Genomic DNA, 16,626 nt, shown 5'->3' with positions numbered 1-16,626 from the left:
GGTAGGATCCTTGGGCCATGGAATTGAATGCTTCCTACACCAGTCTCGTCGCGGTCGGCGACTCCTTCACCGAGGGCATGTCGGACCTGCTCCCCGACGGCACCTACCGGGGCTGGGCCGATGTCCTCGCCTCCCGCCTCGCGGTGCGCTCCCCCGGTTTCCGGTACGCCAATCTCGCCGTACGCGGAAAGCTCATCAGCCAGATCGTGGACGAGCAGGTCGAAGCGGCGGCGGGGCTCGGGGCCGACGTGGTCACACTGGTCGGCGGGCTCAACGACACGCTGCGCCCGAAGTGCGACATGGGGATGGTCAGGGGGCGGCTCGAAGAGGCCGTGGAGCGTCTCGCGCCCTCCTGCAAGCAGCTGGTCCTGATGCGCAGCCCCGGGCGCAGCGGGCCGGTCTTCGACCGGTTCCGCCCGCGGGTGGAGGCGCTGTTCGCCCTGATCGACGATCTGGCCGGGCAGCACGGCGCCGCGGTGGTGGACCTCTACTCCGCGCGCTCGCTCACCGACCCCCGGATGTGGGACCTCGACCGGCTGCACCTCTCCGCGGAGGGGCACCGGCGCGTCGCCGAGGCCGTCTGGCAGACCCTGGGGCTGCCGGCGGAGCTGGACTGGCAGACTCCGATGCCCGCGACCGCGCTGCCGCGCTGGACGTCCCGGCGGACCGAGGACATCCGCTTCGCACGCCGGCATCTGGGCCCCTGGATCGGGCGCCGGCTCACCGGACGCTCCTCAGGCGACGGACGCTCGGGCGCCCAGTTCGACGCGTCGACGGGCCGGGCCTTCTGGATCACGCCCGCGGATGCGGAGAATCCGGGACCGGTGACGGGCTGGCACCGTGCGCTCTCCCCCGACGCCGCGGTGGGCACCACGGAGACCGACTGAACCGGGTCCCTGGACCCTCCCCCGCTCCTTCGTAGCAAGCCACAAACCGGGGCGGGGCGCTGGCCTGCACGAACCGCCAGTAGAATCCCTTTACGTGAACGCCGTGTCTGCGAAGCCTCGCATCCCCAATGTCCTGGCCGGCCGCTACGCCTCCGCGGAGCTGGCCGTCCTCTGGTCCCCCGAGCAGAAGGTGAAGCTGGAGCGTCAGCTGTGGCTGGCGGTGCTGCGCGCTCAGAAGGACCTCGGGATCGAGGTGCCCGACGCGGCGCTGAGCGACTACGAGCGGGTGCTGGACCAGGTGGACCTGGCCTCCATCGCCGAGCGCGAGAAGATCACCCGGCATGACGTGAAGGCCCGGATCGAGGAGTTCAACGCCCTCGCCGGTCACGAGCAGGTCCACAAGGGCATGACCTCCCGGGACCTGACGGAGAACGTCGAGCAGCTGCAGATCCGCCTGTCGCTGGAGCTGATGCGCGACCGCACAGTGGCCGTGCTGGCCCGGCTCGGCAAGCTCGCGGCGGAGTACCGCGAGCTGGTGATCGCCGGACGCTCGCACAATGTCGCCGCGCAGGCGACCACGCTGGGCAAGCGCTTCGCGACCGCGGCCGATGAGCTGCTGGTCGCCCACGGCCGCCTGGAGGACCTCCTCTCCCGCTACCCGCTGCGGGGGATCAAGGGCCCGGTCGGCACGGCGCAGGACATGCTGGACCTGCTCGGCGGCGACGCGGACAAGCTCGCCGACCTGGAGCAGCGCGTCGCCGGCCATCTCGGCTTCGCCGAGGCGTTCACCTCGGTCGGCCAGGTCTACCCCCGGTCGCTCGACTACGACGTGGTCACCGCGCTGGTGCAGCTCGCGGCGGCGCCCTCCTCGGTGGCGAAGACCATCCGGCTGATGGCGGGCCACGAGCTGGTGACCGAGGGCTTCAAGCCCGGCCAGGTCGGCTCGTCCGCGATGCCGCACAAGATGAACACGCGCTCCTGCGAGCGGGTGAACGGTCTGATGGTGATCCTGCGCGGCTACGCCTCGATGACCGGCGAGCTGGCGGGCGACCAGTGGAACGAGGGCGACGTGTCCTGTTCCGTGGTCCGCCGGGTGGCGCTCCCGGACGCCTTCTTCGCCTTCGACGGCCTCCTGGAGACCTTCCTGACGGTGCTGGACGAGTTCGGCGCGTTCCCCGCGGTCGTGGCGCGCGAGCTGGACCGTTACCTCCCCTTCCTGGCCACCACCAAGGTCCTGATGGGCGCGGTGCGGGCCGGGGTGGGCCGCGAGGTGGCGCACGAGGCGATCAAGGAGAACGCGGTCGCCTCCGCCCTCGCGATGCGGGAGCAGGGCGCCGAACGCAACGAGCTGCTCGACAAGCTCGCCGCGGACGAGCGGATCCCGCTGGACCGGGCCCAGTTGGACGAGCTGATGGCCGACAAGCTCTCGTTCACGGGTGCCGCCGGCGACCAGGTGTCATCGCTGGTCGCCCGGATCGAGGAGATCACCAAGCAGCACCCCGAGGCCGCGAACTACACGCCCGGCTCGATCCTCTGACCGGCACCGCGCGCACCGTATGACCCCCGAAGAGCTGAGCGCCGCCCGTGACCGCATCGTCCCCGATGTGGCCGCGGGCGGTCTGCGCGTGCTCTTCTGCGGCATCAACCCGAGCCTGACGACCGCGGTGACGGGCCACCATTTCGCCCACCCAGGAAACCGGTTCTGGCCGGTCCTGCACCGCTCGGGATTCACCCCCCGGCAGCTGCGCCCGTCGGAGCAGGCCGAGTTGCTCGGCCTCGGACTGGGCATCACCAACGTGGTCGCGCGGGCCACGGCCCGGGCCGACGAGCTGGACGCGGAGGAGTTCCGTCGGGGCGGGGCCGCGCTGACGGCGAAGGTCGAACGGCTCGCGCCACAGTGGCTCGCGGTGGTCGGCATCACCGCCTACCGGACGGCCTTCGGTGAGCCCCGGGCCCGTATCGGCCCCCAGGAGCGGACCGTCGGCGGCGCCCGCGTATGGGCCCTCCCCAACCCCAGCGGCCTCAACGCCCACTGGACGGTGCGGACCATGGCCGAGGAGTACGCGCGCCTGAGGGACGCCGCCGGGCGCCCGGCCAGGCCCGCCGCCCCTGCCTCGGCCGACTGAGCCCTCGACCGGCCCCGGCCCGTGACGGGGGCGGATGCGTCGCTCCCGGATGCCCCAGGTTGCGGCTCGATACCGGCTTCCCCGGCTGGCCGCAGGGGTCCCGGCCAGCGAGTACGATCCGGCAGAACATGCGCACGAGCTGGGAGGACATACCGTGGGCCGGCTGACCGGTGGGGACCCGTCGCTGTTGCGGCGGATCAATTCCGCGGTAGTGCTGCACGCCCTGAGGGGGGCCGGCGCGCCGACGCTGACGGACCTGACGCGGATCACCGGGCTGTCCCGGCCGACGGTCGAAGGGGTCGTCGAGGGGCTGTTCGAAGCGGGGCTCGTGGTCGAGGCCCTGCCCGACGAGAGTGAGGCGCGGCGTCAGGGGCGCCCTGCCCGGAGGTTCCGATTCCGGGCCGAGGCGGGGCACCTCCTCGGGGTGGAGATCGGTCCGCACCGGGTCTCGGCGCTCATCTCGGGGCTCGACGGGCGGATCGTCGGGGCGGGCTCCCGTGCCGTGTCGGAGACGGCCGGCGCGGACGACCGGCTCGACCAGGTCCGGGCCGTCATCGCGGACGTGCTGCGCCGCACCGGGGTGGCCCGGAGCAGTCTGCGTGCGGTCGGTGTGGGCAGTCCCGGGATCGTGGAGGCCGACGGCACCGTGCGGCTGGGCACCGCGTTGCCGGACTGGACCGGCCTCGCGCTCGGGGAGCGGCTGCGCCGTTCGTTCCGCTGCCCCGTGCTCGTCGAGAACGACGCCAACGCCGCCGCGGTGGCCGAGCACTGGAAGGGTGCGGCCACCGAGTCCGACGATGTGGTCTTCGTGCTGGCGGGGCTCAGTCCCGGCGCGGGGTCCTTGATCGGCGGGCGTCTGCACCGCGGGTTCGGCGGGGCGGCCGGGGAGATCGGCGCTCTGCACCTGCTGGGCAGGGAGGTGACGCCGGAGCATCTGCTGTCGACGACGGACACTCCGCTGGACCCGCTGGACGAGCAGGCGGTGGCCGCGGTGTTCGCCAAGGCCAAGGAGGGCGATGCGGGGGCCCGGGCCGCGGTCGAGCGGTTCCTTCAGCGGCTGGTGCACGACGTGGCGGCGCTGGTGCTGGCGCTCGACCCGGAGCTGGTCGTGGTCGGCGGCTGGGCCGCCGGGCTGGACGGGGTGCTGGAACCCCTCCGCGGGGAGCTGGCCCGCTACTGCCTGCGCCCGCCCCGGGTGACCCTCTCGCTGCTCGGAGAGGCCGCCGTCGCGACGGGGGCGCTGCGGCTCGCCCTGGACCACGTCGAGGAGGAGCTGTTCGCGGTCGAGGGGGCCGTGACAGCCCGCCGCTGACCTCGCGGCAGGCCCGAGCGGAACGGGACGACGCACGCCCGCCGACCTCCCCGGGACCGGAGTCTTCGGGGGAGGTCGGCGGGCGTGGACCGAGGGCCGGAGGCGATCAGGAAGCCTGGCGCTCCGGCTCTTCGTCGTGGCTGATCTCCAGCGCGCCGGAGTCCCCGAAGGTGAGGCGGCAGGTGTCCGCACGGTAGGTGGCGACGGACACGGCCGCCGTACCGTCCGCGGTGAAGTAGCGGGTGGTGACGACGAGGACGGGGGCGCCGGGGAGCCGGTCCAGCTCCTTGGCGTCGTCCGCCCGCGCGGAGCCGAGCTCCACGGAACGGTCCTGGCCCTGCAGGCCGAGCCGGTGCAGCTCGCGCAGTACGCTCCGGGCGCGGACGGCGCCCGACGGGGCCTCGATGGCGGAGAGGTCGGGCACCGAGGAGGCGGGGATGTAGAGGAGTTCCGCCGCTACCGCCTGCCCCTGGGTGTCACGGATACGGCGCACCACGTGCACCGGTTCGGCCGGGTCCGTTCCGAGCATGGCGACCACCGCCGCCGGGGCCTTGTCCATGCTGCTGCCGACCGGCTGCCAGGCCTCGCCGCTGACGCCGCCCGCCCATTCGTGCTGGGCGGTGGAGACGGCGATGCCCACGCGCGGCGGGGCGACGGTCGTCCCGACCCCGCGGCGGCGCTGCAGCCTGCCTTCCAGTTCGAGCTGCTCCAGGGCCTGCCGGAGCGTGGCTCGCGCGACACCGAACCGTGCCGCGAGGTCCCGCTCGTTGGGCAGGATCTCCCCCACCGCAAAGTCCGAGTCGAGTGCCTCACTGAGCACGGTCTTGAGGTGCCAGTACTTCGGCTCCTGTACCGATTCCAGCTGCGTGGTCCCCACCCTGTCCTCCGCAATCGCCCAGCGTCTTTTTCCGCGACGTTATTTATTAAAGGTTCCTGCCTTAAGTGGAGACCCTAGGACGGCCTACCCCCTTGGTCAAGACCAATCCTTATTCCGTAACGGAACGAAACGGGACTTTGGCGCAGAGCGTTCACACGACGTTCGTGATGCCGTGGGGCGAGCGCGACACGGAGCCCCGGCATCCGGGCGGATGACGGGGCTCTGACCAGGCCCCCGGCGAACCCAGGAGGCCATGGGGACCGAGGCGACCAGTGGTGTTCTCGGCTACGCGACGGGCAATCCGGAGAATTTGTCCGGATTGCTAATCAAATAGGCACATTGGATGACACCTTGGCCGACTTCGATCTGAAAGACGGCGTCGGGCTTCCCGCCGACGAGGTGGACGACGGCAGGCCCGCCGTTGAGTTCCACGACGCGGATCTCCCCGTCGGGATCCAGCTCCCGCGCCACCGCGAAGAGGAAACGGCCGACCTTGTCGGCGGTCTCCATGATCCGCCGCGGCGCCTTCGCCCTGCCGCCGTGGTCGCTGACGAGCCGGACATCCGGGGCCAGCAGGGCGAGCAGCTGCTCGATGCCGTCTCCGGAGGCGGCGGCCAGAAAGCGTTCGGTGAGGTCGCGCCGCTCGACCGGGTCCACGTCGTAGCGCGGCTTGCGCTCCTCCACGTGCCGCCTGGCCCGGCCGCCGAGCTGCCGGACGGCCGCCTCGGTGCGGTCCAGGGCGGTGGCGATCTCGGCGTACGGGAACCCGAAGGCCTCCCGGAGCACGAATACCGCGCGCTCCAGCGGTGAGAGCGATTCGAGGACGACCAGCACGGCGAGCGAGACGGAGTCGGCGAGGACGGCGCGTTCCGCGGTGTCGGGCACGGCGGGGCCGAAGTCCGTGACCACCGGCTCCGGCAGCCAGGAACCCGGGTACGACTCCCGGCGCGACCGCAGGTGCCGGAGCCGGTCGATGGCCAGCCGGGTGGTGATCCGCACCAGGAAGGCCCGCGGCTCCCGGACGTCCTCACGCGCCGCCGCCGACCACCTCAGCCACGCTTCCTGGACCACGTCCTCGGCGTCGGCCACACGGCCGAGCATGCGATAGGCGACACCGGTGAGAACGGGCCGGTGTTCTTCGAAGAGATCGGTCGCGGCGTCGGCGGTCATCGGCCCATCCCAGCCCACGGGCCACAGGGTGTCCAGCGGGAATCGCCGGGCCCCTTGAACTGCGGGCTACCCGACGGTAATTGTTGTTGACGAGATGTCTACCCACGCCAGGGAGCAGCAGCATGACCACCACGGTCTCCTTCACCGTCGCAACGGCCGACGGCCCCCGTCCGGTCTCGGTCGCGTACGAACGGACGGGCTCGGGCGATCCGTTGCTGCTCCTGCACGGCATCGGCCACCATCTGAGGGCCTGGGACCCGGTGACGCGGATCCTGGCCGCCGAGCGTGAGGTGATAGCCGTGGACCTGCCCGGCTTCGGCGCCTCGCCCGCGCTGCCGGACGGAGTCCCCTACGATCTCGCGACCTTCGGCCCGGTACTCGGCGCCTTCTGCGCCCAACTCGGCCTGGACCGCCCCCATGTGGCCGGGAACTCGCTGGGCGGTCTGATCGCCCTGGAGCTCGGCCGCACCGAACGGGTGCGGTCGGTCACCGCGCTGTCCCCGGCGGGCTTCTGGACGGAGGCGGAACGCCGCTACGCCTTCGGCACGCTGCGGACGATGCGCCGGAGCGCGCTGGCCCTCCCGGTGCCGCTGATCGAGCGCCTGTCGCGCAGCGCGGCCGGCCGGGCGGCGCTCACCAGCACCATCTACGCCCGGCCCGGCAGGCGTTCACCGGAGGCCGTCGTCGCCGAGACGTTCGCCCTGCGCGGAGCGACCGGATTCCACGAGACGCTGGAGGTGGGCCGGGGCGCGTTCTTCGGCGACGACGTGAAGGGCATCCCCGTCACCGTCGCCTGGGGCACCCGCGACCGGATCCTGCTGCGCCGGCAGGGGGTCCGCGCCAAGCGGGTGATCCCCGACGCCCGGCTCGTGCGGCTGCCCGGCTGCGGGCACGTTCCGATGAACGACGACCCGGCGCTGGTGGCCCGCGTCATCCTGGACACCAGTCGCTGAGCCGGCCCGTCGGGGCGCCGGTGTGCGGCCGGAAAGCCGCGCTCCGGCGCTCCCGCGCCGCCCGAGGACGCCGGAGCCGTACGCCACACCGGCGCCGACCAGAAGGCTTCCCGCGCCCTGCGCCAGGCCGTAGGTCCCGGCTCCGACCAGGGGGGCGGTCAGGGCGGCGGAGACCGGGATCAGGCCGGAGAAGAGCGTGGCGCGTTCGGCTCCGATGCGCTGCATCCCGCTGTACCAGCAGACGAATCCGATCACGGTGACGACGACGGCCTGCCACAACAGGGCCGCCGCCTCGCCGCCCGTGGGGACCCGCAGGAACGCCTCCCCGTCCAGCAGCAGGCCGAGCAGCGCCGACTCGACGGCCGCCACTGCGCAGACCGTCGCGGAGAGCAGCTTCGGACCGAGCGGCCGCAGCACGGAGACGGCGAGGACCGCGAAGCCGACCTCACCCGCGAGCGCGCCCACCGAGAACAGGATGCCGGCCAGGTCGGTGCGGCCCCAGCCCTGGACGGTGAACGCGCCGACGGCGACGAGTCCGGCCGCGTACAGCGTGACGCGGGACGGACGACGGCCGTCCAGCAGCGGGACGAGCACGCCGACCACGATCGGCGCACAGCCCACGAAGACGCCCGGAACAGCCGGTTCCGCGGACTGTTCGGCCGCCAGGACCGCCAGGTTGAAGCCGACCATGCCCACGGCGGCGAGCAACGCGATCCGCCCCCATGGGCGGCGGCCGAGACGCCGGAGCCGGGCCGTCGCGGAGTCCGGGTCACGCCGCAGGAGCGGCACCAGCAGGAGCGCGGCCAGACCGTAGCGGAGGGCCTGACCGCCCGCGTACGGGTAGTCGCCGAGGACGCTGTTGGCCGTGAAGGATGCCCCCACCAGCACGCACGCGAGGGCCGCGAGGAGGGCCCCGCGCAGAGAGGTTGCGTTCATGGGGCCGACGCTAGGGCCGGCGACGGACCGGTTTAAGGTCCACTTCCATGACGTCTTCGGGGACCAATCCGCGGCGCCCGACGACGGATTCCCTCTCTCCGGCGTGGGAGTTGCTGCTGCCCGCCGCTGCCGCGCCGACGCGCGGGCGGGGGCGCGCGCTGCGGTCCGCGCTGCGGGAGGCGGTCCGCTCCGGCCGTCTCGCCGGCGGCACGAGGCTGCCCTCCAGCCGTGAACTCGCCGCCGATCTGGGGGTGTCGCGCGGGCTGGTCACGGAGGCGTACGAGCAGCTCACCGCGGAGGGCTATCTGCGCAGCGGGCGGGGTGCGGGGACCTGGGTGAGCGAGGGCGTACGCGCGGCGGAGCGTCCGGTACGCGACCGTGCGCCGGGCGCGGCGGGCGCGCGGGTGGACTTCCGGCCCGGCACCCCCGATCTGTCCCTCTTCCCGCGCGGCGCGTGGAGTGCCGCCCAGCGGACGGTGTTCGGCCGGCTGCCGCACGGCGCGCTGGGCTACCCCGATCCGCGCGGGCTGCCGGAACTGCGCGAGGCGCTGGCCGGACTGCTCGCCCGGCGTCGGGGCGTGGTGGCCGATCCGGAGCGTCTGGTGGTCTGTTCGGGGGTGGCGCAGGCGACGACCCTGCTCGGCTTCGTCCTCCGGGACGAGGGCGTGACCTCGGTCGGGGTGGAGGATCCGGGCAGCCCGGAACACGCGTCGCTGTTCGCGGCGACCGGTCTGGGCACGGTCCCGCTGCCCCTCGACGACGACGGCCTCGCCCTCGCGCCCCTGGAGCGCTCCGGCGTGCGCGCGGTGGTGACCACGCCCGCGCACCAGTTCCCCACCGGAATCGGATACTCCGCGCACCGCCGCGGCGAGCTGCTCCGCTGGGCGCGGGAGGTGGACGCCGTGATCATGGAGGACGACTACGACGGGGACTTCCGGTACGACCGGGCGCCGGTGGGCGCCTTGCAGGGACTGGATCCCGAGCGGGTCGTGTACACCGGATCCGTGAGCAAGTCGCTGGCTCCCGGTCTGCGGCTCGGCTGGCTGATCGCCCCCGCCGCGCTCACCGAGCGGATCGTCGCCCGCAAACGGACCATGGATCTGGGCAACCCGGTACTCGACCAGGCGGTACTGGCCGATTTCATCGTGCGCGGCGGCTACGACCGGCAGTTGCGGCGGTGCCAACGGGCCTACCGGGAACGTCGGGACGCGATGGTGGGCGCGCTCGGCGAGCACTTCCCCGGCACGGCGGTCAGCGGTATCGCTGCGGGGCTGCACATCATTGCCCGGCTGCCGGCGCGGTACGGCCCCGAGGACGTCTTCCTGGAGCGGGCGGCCGGGGCGGGCATCGCGCTGCGTTCGCTGCGCGACTGCACGACGGCCGGCTCCGAGGACGGCACCGTGCCCCTCGTCCTGGGCTACGCCCACCTCGCCCCCGGCGACATCGCCCGGGGAGTGGCCACGCTGGCGGACGTGTGGCGCTCCGGCCGGCCCGGGTGAGCGGCCGGTCCCGGGTGACGGCCACCGTTCACCCGGGGTTGGGGCTCCGGCCGCCGCAACGCGCTAGGCATGGGCGGAGACCGGCGCCGGTCCGTGATCTTCTCGCGAACGGCGCACCGCCCGCCGACCTTCTCCGGAGGCGCTTCGATGTCCCACCGCCCGCACCGTCCCCTTGTCCCCTCGCCCGGCCGCCGTGCCGTGCTGCGCGGTTCGCTGATCGCCCCGGCGGCGGTCGCCCTCTCGCCCGCGACCGCTACGGCGGCGCCCGCGCTGCACCTCGCGGGGCGGCCCGAAGCGTCCTGGGGTGTGCAGGTGGGCAGCGTCACCGCGTCGTCGGCGCTGCTGTGGGTGCGCTCGGACCGGCCGGCCCGGATGCTGGTGGAGACCTCGGCGACCGAGTCGTTCCGGCGGGTGCGGAGGTGGCAGGGGCCGTCGATCGGCCCCGGGACGGACTTCACAGGGACCGTCCCGCTGTACGGGCTGCCGGCGGGCGAGCAGGTGCACTACCGCGTGACGCTCGCCGACCCGGCCGATCCGCGCCGTACCGGAGAACCGGTGTACGGGACGTTCCGTACCGCTCCGGCCCGGCGCCGGTCCGGGGTGCGGTTCCTGTGGTCGGGCGATATCGCGGGGCAGGGCTGGGGCATCAACCCGGACATCGGCGGCTACCGGGTGTACGAGGAGATGCGCCGCCTGGACCCGGACTTCTTCCTGTGCAGCGGGGACAGCGTCTACGCGGACGGCCCGCTGGAGGCGAGCGTGACGCTGCCGGACGGCCGGATCTGGCGCAATGTCATGACCGACGAGAAGGCGAAGGTCGCCGAGACGCTGGACGAGTACCGGGGGAACTTCCGCTACAACCTGCTCGACCGGAACGTCCGCCGCTTCAACGCCCAGGTGCCCTCCGTCGTGCAGTGGGACGACCACGAGGTGCGCAACAACTGGTATCCCGGCCAGATCCTCGACGACGCCCGCTACACCGAGAAGAACGTGGACATCCTCGCGGCGCGCTCCGTGCGTGCCTTCCACGAGTACGTCCCGCTCGCGCCCTCGCACGGTTCCGGACGCCCTGCGCGGATGTACCGGGTCGTCCACCACGGGCCGCTGCTCGATGTGTTCGTGCTCGACATGCGGTCGTACCGCAACGCCAACTCCCCCGGCCGACAGCCCGACGACACGACGGGCATCCTCGGCGCCGAGCAGTTGCGGTGGCTGAAACGCTCGCTCGCCGCCTCCCGGGCGGAGTGGAAGGTGATCGCCGCCGACATGCCGCTCGGCCTGGTGGTCCCGGACGGTGCGACGGACTTCGAGGCCGTGGCGCAGGGTGACCCCGGCGCCCCGCTCGGGCGGGAGCTGCAGATCGCCGAGCTGCTCCGGTTCGTGAAGCACCGCAGGATCACCGGCACCGTGTGGCTGACGGCCGACGTCCACTACACCTCGGCCCAGCACTACGCGCCGGAGCGGGCGGCGTTCAAGGACTTCGCCCCGTTCTGGGAATTCGTGTCGGGCCCGCTGGCGGCGGGCGGCTTCCCGGCCAACGCGCTGGACGGCACCTTCGGCCCCGACCGGGTCTTCGTGCGGGCCCCGGACCGGGCCAACGTCTCGCCGATGGAGTCGCCCCAGTACTTCGGCGAGGTGGAGATCGACGGCGACAGTGCGGAGCTGACGGTACGTCTGCGGGCCGAGGGCGGATCGGTGCTGTTCACCAAGGTGCTCCGGCCGGGCCGCGTCGGTCAGTGAAGGGCGGCTGACGCGCTCGGCACGGCGGCCATCTCTGAATATGGCCGAAAACGACGATAGGCGACCAGATCAACACGTAACCCATCAGTCACAAAGCGTTCGTGATCAGGCAACACCGTTCGTTCACAGTGAGGATATGACTGATGTGACCTCCGCGAAGAGCGCCCGCCGTCCCCACCACTGGCGGCGGGACCTGATCGAACTGGCCGCCCTGTTCACCGCCGTGGCCGTGGCCGACGCGATCGCCAACCTGATCGGACACCAGCCGGACGGGCCCTACCTGCTCATGGCGTCGGCGGTGGCACTGGTGGCCACGGCCGCGTTCCACACCTGGTGGGCCCGACGCCACAGTCATGCCCCCCCGTCCGATCAGGCGGGCGTCGCGCCGGTCGGGGCCGGTGGCGCGGCGGCGGACACGGCCGGGAGCAGCGGTGCGAGTCCGATCGCCGGCGCCGAGGAGACCGGGACCACGCTGTGGCGGATGCGGACGACGGTGCTCGACGCCCCGGGCAGTCTGGCCGCGCTGTGCATGGCCCTCGCCGGGCTCCGGGTCGACATCCTCACCCTCCAGACGCACCCGCTCGCGCAGGGGACCGTGGACGAGTTCCTGCTGCGTGCCCCGGCCTCGCTGTCGGCGCGGGAGCTGTCCCGGGAGATCGCGGCCGCGGGCGGCGCCTCCACCTGGATCGAGCGGGCGGACGCCCACGATCTGGTGGACACCCCGACCCGGGTGCTGTCGCTGGCCACCCGGACCGCGCTCGACGCGGCCGAGCTGCCGCTCGCCCTGCGGCAGTTGCTCGGCCGGTGCACCATCCACTCGCTGCCCGCCGTCTCCGTCACGGGCCGCGCGACCGGTCAGAGCGCCCCGGTCGAGGGCGTGCTGGAGGAGACGGTGATGCGGCTGCGGGACCCGTCCGGCGGCGTGATCTCCGTCGAGCGCCCGTATCTGCCGTTCACCCCGACCGAGTTCGCGCGGGCGCGTGCCCTGGTCGAGCTCGACGCCCGGCTCGGCCCGCGGGTGCCGCGCAGCGAGGACGTCCTCACGCTGCCCGAGGGCAACGAGATCACCGTGCGCCGCGCGGACCGCGGGGATCTCGCCGCCGCCCGCGCCATGCACGACCGCTGCTCGCAGGACACCCTGGGCCTGCGCTACCACGGTCCCGTCGCGGACGCCGACCGCTACCTCGACCACCTGTTGAGCCCCCGCTTCGGCCGCACCCTGGCGGTGCAGACGGCGTCGGGCAAGCTGGTGGCGATGGGCCACCTCCTCTGGGACGGCGACGAGACCGAGGTAGCCCTCCTCGTCGAGGACGACTGGCAGCGCCGGGGCATCGGCTCCGAGCTGCTCCGCCGCCTGGTCGCCCTGGCCGGGGAAACGGGCTGCGACAGCGTGTACGCGGTGACGCAGTCCCGCAACACCGGCATGGTGGCGGCGATGCGCGCGCTGGAGCTGCCCCTCGACTACCAGATCGAGGAGGGCACGCTCGTCATCACCGCCCGGCTGAGGACTGAAGGGGCCGCCCGGCCGTCCGCGCCGACGGAATGGGCCCGTCGCTGAGCGCCTGGCACAGATCCGCCCACAGGTCCTCGACGTCCTCCAGGCCGACCGACATCCGCAGCAGCCGGTCGCCGACGCCGGACGCCCGCCGGTCTCCCTCCTCCACGATGCGGTGGCTGATGGAGGCCGGGTGCTGGATCAGCGAGTCCACGCTGCCGAGGCTGACGGCGGGCGTGATGAGCCGCACGCCGGAGATCACCCGGTGCGGGTCCCCGTACACCTCAAAGGAGATCATCGCGCCGCCGATCCGCGGATAGTGCACCCGGGCGATCCGCGGGTCGGCGGTGAGCCTGCGGACGAGTTCGGCGGCGCTCGTCGAGGCCGCCCGTACGCGTACCGGAAGCGTGGACAGGCCGCGCAGCAGCAGATAGCCGGCCAGCGGGTGCAGCACCCCGCCGGTGGCGAACCGCACCTGGCGCAGGGTGGCGGCGAACTCCTCGTCGCAGGCGACGACGCCGCCCATGACGTCCCCGTGGCCGCCGAGGTACTTGGTGGCGCTGTGCAGGACGATGCGTGCGCCGTGTTCGACGGGGCGCTGCAGGACGGGGGTGGCGAAGGTGTTGTCGACCAGCAGCGGCACGGTTCCGCAGGCGTGGGCGACGGCCCGGATGTCGATCTCGGCCAGCGTCGGGTTGGCCGGCGTCTCGACCATCACGAGTCCGGTGTCCGGGCGGATGGCGTCGGCGATGCCCGCCGGGTCGGTCCACGTCACCTCGGTGCCCAGCAGCCCGGCGCCGAGCAGATGGTCGCTGCAGCCGTAGAGCGGGCGGACCGCGACGACGTGGCGCAGTCCCTGGCTCGCCCGGGCGAGCAGGACAGCGGTGAGCGCGGCCATCCCGCTGGCGAAGGCGACCGCGCTGTCGGTCCCCTCCAGCCGGGCGAGCGCCGTCTCGAAACGGCCCGTGGTGGGGTTGTCCAGCCGGGCGTAGACGGGCGGCCCGTCGGGGCGGGCGCCGGTGGTGGCGAAGGCGTCGATCCGCATCGCCTCGCCGCGCGAGTCGTAGGAGGGGTAGGTGGTGGACAGGTCGATCGGCGGGGCGTGCACGCCCAGGGAGGCGAGGTCGTCGCGTCCGGCGTGCACGGCTTCGGTGGCGAGAGCCCTGGCCGGGGTGGGAGCAGGGGGCGTCATCGAGACTTCGTTGTCCATGCCGGTCACTCTGAACAGCTACCGGCTCGTAGTGACCGATGGCCGTGCTACGTTCGCCACATGTCCGATTCTGTCGCTCTCGATCCGGTGGATCTGCAGATTCTGCGGCTGCTGCAGAACGACGCACGGACCACCTACCGCGAGTTGGCGGCCGAGGTGGGCGTGGCCGCTTCGACGTGTCTGGACCGGGTGGCCCGGCTGCGCCGCAGCGGGGTGATTCTCGGGGACCAGTTGCGCCTCGATCCGGCGAAGCTCGGCCGGGGTCTCCAGGCGCTGCTCCTGGTGCAGGTCAGGCCGCATCGCCGGGAGTTGATCGGGCCGTTCGTCGACCGGATCAGGTCGCTGCCGGAGTCGCGCGCACTGTTCCATCTCACCGGTCCCGACGACTATCTGGTGCAGGTGGCGGTGGCCGACGCGGCGGATCTGCAGCGGCTGGTCCTGGACGAGTTCACCTCGCGCCGGGAGGTGGCCCGGGTGGACACCCGGCTGATCTTCCAGCAGTGGGAGTGCGGGCCGCTGCTGCCTCCTGCCGGAAACTGACGCACCGGCGAGTTCCCGGAAGGCGACGCACCGGTCGAGCTCCCGCAAGGTCCGGAAGTGCTGGAGTGATCGTCTTTCGGACGTCCGACGGCCCACGATGATGACGGGAAGGCCGCCGCCGTACGAGGATGTCCGCATGTCAGACACTTCGAGCAGCGCGCTGCCCCGTCAGGTCGCCGACGCCTACGTCGACGCACTCATCGAACTCGACCCCATCACGGGCACGTTTCTGGGCGTGCCGGAAAGCTCGCGCCGACTGCCCGACTTCTCACCGGCCGGCGAGGCCGCGAACGCCGACCTCCTCCGCACGACGCTGCGGGAGCTGGACGCCGCCGAGCAGCGTCCCGGTGCGGACAGCGATGCCGAGCGGCGTTGCGGACGGCTCCTGCGGGAGCGTCTGACGGCGCAGCTCGCCGTGCACGAGGCCGAGGAGGGCCTGCGGGCCGTCTCCAACCTGTCGTCGCCCGCTCACAGCATCACCGAGGTCTTCACCCTCACGCCGACCGCGACGGACGAGGACTGGGCGGCGGTCGTGGAACGGCTGCGCGCGGTGCCCGCCGCGTACGAGGGGTACCGTGCCTCGCTCGCGCTCGGCCTGGAGCGCAAGCTGTACGGCGGTCCGCGCGCGACCGCCACGTTCGTCGGGCAGCTCACGGAGTGGGGCGGTCAGGGCGACGGCGAGGGGTTCTTCGCGGATTTCGTGGCCCCCGGCCCGGCCTCCCTGCGGGCGGAGCTGGACGAGGCCGCCCGGCTGGCGACGGCCTCGGTGCTCGCGCTGCGGGACTGGGTGCGCGACGTGTACGCCCCCGGTATCGAGGGGGCTCCGGACCCGGTCGGCCGGGAGCGCTACGCCCGCTGGTCGCGGCTGTACAACGGCACCGATCTGGATCTCGACGAGGCGTACGCGTACGGCTGGGCGGAATACCACCGGCTGCTCGCCGAGATGAAGACCGAGGCCGAGAAGGTGCTGCCCGGGTCCGGGCCCTGGGAGGCGCTCGCCCACCTCGACGTACACGGCAAGCACATCGAGGGCGTCGACGAGGTCCGCGCATGGCTGCAGGGCCTGATGGACGAGGCGATCGAGGCGCTGGACGGCACGCACTTCGACCTCGCCGAGCGGGTACGGAAGGTGGAGTCCAGGATCGCGCCGCCCGGCGGGGCCGCCGCGCCGTACTACACCAGCCCCTCCGAGGACTTCACCCGCCCCGGGCGCACCTGGCTGCCCACCATGGGAGAGACCCGCTTCCCGGTGTACGACCTGGTCTCCACCTGGTACCACGAGGGCGTTCCCGGCCATCACCTGCAGCTCGCGCAGTGGACGCACGTCGCCGACAGCCTCTCCCGCTACCAGGCCTCCGTCGGCATGGTCAGCGCGAACGCCGAGGGCTGGGCGCTGTACGCGGAGCGGCTGATGGACGAGCTGGGCTTCCTGCCCGACCCGGAACGCCGACTCGGCTATCTGGACGCCCAGATGATGCGCGCCTGCCGGGTCATCGTCGACATCGGCATGCACCTGGAGCTGGAGATTCCGGCTGACTCGCCCTTCCACCCGGGCGAGCGCTGGACTCCCGGTCTGGCCCAGGAGTTCTTCGGCAACCACAGCGGCCGTCCCGCCGACTTCGTGGAGAGCGAGCTGACCCGCTACCTGTCGATGCCCGGCCAGGCCATCGGCTACAAGCTCGGGGAGCGCGCCTGGCTGCTCGGCCGGGAGAACGCGCGCGCCGCGCATGGCGACGCGTTCGATCTGAAGGCCTGGCACATGGCGGCGCTCTCCCAGGGGTCGCTGGGCCTGGACGATCTGGTGGACGAGCTGTCGCGGCTCTGATCCGGCCGGAGGTACGTACGGTCCGAAGGTCCCGTCGTGGAGAGCGGTGAGGCGAA

13 protein-coding genes and 1 pseudogene are annotated in these 16,626 nt (G+C 72.7%); 10 read left to right on the top strand and 4 right to left on the bottom strand.

Features of this window, described 5'->3' with window-relative positions:
- Positions 1-17 precede the first annotated feature (17 nt).
- From ACFWRV_RS02745 to ACFWRV_RS02730, 4 genes are all read left to right on the top strand, one after another.
- The gene (locus ACFWRV_RS02745) at positions 18-887 is read left to right on the top strand and encodes an SGNH/GDSL hydrolase family protein (RefSeq protein ID WP_384327136.1); all 870 of its coding nucleotides are present in this window, start codon (positions 18-20) and stop codon (positions 885-887) included.
- Between the two features lie 103 nt (positions 888-990).
- Positions 991-2,424, top strand: coding sequence for an adenylosuccinate lyase (gene purB / locus ACFWRV_RS02740; RefSeq protein WP_384327279.1), 1,434 nt, complete (start codon positions 991-993; stop codon positions 2,422-2,424).
- A gap of 19 nt (positions 2,425-2,443) precedes the next feature.
- On the top strand, positions 2,444-3,013 hold the full coding sequence (gene mug / locus ACFWRV_RS02735) for a G/U mismatch-specific DNA glycosylase (protein ID WP_384327134.1): 570 nt from the start codon (positions 2,444-2,446) through the stop codon (positions 3,011-3,013).
- 154 nt (positions 3,014-3,167) lie between these two features.
- Positions 3,168-4,325: an ROK family protein gene (locus ACFWRV_RS02730; RefSeq protein WP_384327132.1), complete on the top strand. Its 1,158-nt coding sequence runs from the start codon at positions 3,168-3,170 to the stop codon at positions 4,323-4,325.
- A gap of 106 nt (positions 4,326-4,431) precedes the next feature.
- Here ACFWRV_RS02730 and ACFWRV_RS02725 read toward each other — a convergent pair whose 3' ends face one another.
- Positions 4,432-5,202 carry a GntR family transcriptional regulator gene (locus ACFWRV_RS02725; protein WP_384327130.1) on the bottom strand — a complete coding sequence of 257 codons (771 nt, stop codon included), beginning with the start codon at positions 5,200-5,202 and terminating at the stop codon, positions 4,432-4,434.
- A gap of 285 nt (positions 5,203-5,487) precedes the next feature.
- On the bottom strand, positions 5,488-6,372 hold the full coding sequence (sigJ, locus tag ACFWRV_RS02720) for an RNA polymerase sigma factor SigJ (protein ID WP_384327129.1): 885 nt from the start codon (positions 6,370-6,372) through the stop codon (positions 5,488-5,490).
- Positions 6,373-6,494: 122 nt separating this feature from the next.
- Here sigJ and ACFWRV_RS02715 point away from each other — a divergent pair, with 122 nt between their 5' ends.
- Positions 6,495-7,325: an alpha/beta fold hydrolase gene (locus ACFWRV_RS02715; RefSeq protein WP_384327127.1), complete on the top strand. Its 831-nt coding sequence runs from the start codon at positions 6,495-6,497 to the stop codon at positions 7,323-7,325.
- A gap of 93 nt (positions 7,326-7,418) precedes the next feature.
- Here ACFWRV_RS02715 and ACFWRV_RS02710 read toward each other — a convergent pair.
- Positions 7,419-8,261, bottom strand: a pseudogene (locus tag ACFWRV_RS02710) (DMT family transporter); the annotation flags it as partial.
- Between the two features lie 47 nt (positions 8,262-8,308).
- Here ACFWRV_RS02710 and ACFWRV_RS02705 point away from each other — a divergent pair.
- The 3 genes from ACFWRV_RS02705 (at position 8,309) to ACFWRV_RS02695 (ending at position 13,058) form a co-directional block, all read left to right on the top strand.
- Positions 8,309-9,760 carry a PLP-dependent aminotransferase family protein gene (locus ACFWRV_RS02705; protein WP_384327125.1) on the top strand — a complete coding sequence of 484 codons (1,452 nt, stop codon included), beginning with the start codon at positions 8,309-8,311 and terminating at the stop codon, positions 9,758-9,760.
- A gap of 147 nt (positions 9,761-9,907) precedes the next feature.
- Positions 9,908-11,500, top strand: a complete 1,593-nt coding sequence (locus ACFWRV_RS02700; protein ID WP_384327124.1) for an alkaline phosphatase D family protein — start codon at positions 9,908-9,910, stop codon at positions 11,498-11,500.
- 145 nt (positions 11,501-11,645) lie between these two features.
- The gene (locus ACFWRV_RS02695) at positions 11,646-13,058 is read left to right on the top strand and encodes a GNAT family N-acetyltransferase (RefSeq protein WP_384327276.1); all 1,413 of its coding nucleotides are present in this window, start codon (positions 11,646-11,648) and stop codon (positions 13,056-13,058) included.
- On the opposite strand, the gene ACFWRV_RS02690 is transcribed toward ACFWRV_RS02695, so the two are convergent.
- Positions 12,991-14,205: a trans-sulfuration enzyme family protein gene (locus ACFWRV_RS02690; RefSeq protein ID WP_384327122.1), complete on the bottom strand. Its 1,215-nt coding sequence runs from the start codon at positions 14,203-14,205 to the stop codon at positions 12,991-12,993. The two genes, ACFWRV_RS02695 and ACFWRV_RS02690, sit on opposite strands and share 68 nt — an antisense overlap.
- A 60-nt stretch (positions 14,206-14,265) precedes the next feature.
- Here ACFWRV_RS02690 and ACFWRV_RS02685 point away from each other — a divergent pair, with 60 nt between their 5' ends.
- Together ACFWRV_RS02685 and ACFWRV_RS02680 are read left to right on the top strand one after the other, a co-directional pair.
- Positions 14,266-14,745 carry an Lrp/AsnC family transcriptional regulator gene (locus tag ACFWRV_RS02685; RefSeq protein ID WP_384327120.1) on the top strand — a complete coding sequence of 160 codons (480 nt, stop codon included), beginning with the start codon at positions 14,266-14,268 and terminating at the stop codon, positions 14,743-14,745.
- 136 nt (positions 14,746-14,881) lie between these two features.
- Complete coding sequence (locus ACFWRV_RS02680; protein ID WP_384327118.1) at positions 14,882-16,570, top strand: DUF885 domain-containing protein; 1,689 nt, start codon at positions 14,882-14,884, stop codon at positions 16,568-16,570.
- Positions 16,571-16,626: the final 56 nt, after the last annotated feature.

Origin of the sequence: Streptomyces sp. NPDC058576, from assembly GCF_042718715.1 — a bacterium.
Lineage (GTDB): Bacteria > Actinomycetota > Actinomycetes > Streptomycetales > Streptomycetaceae > Streptomyces.
Note: the sequence above shows the minus strand (reverse complement) of the source record. Positions and strands in the feature narration are given on the sequence as shown.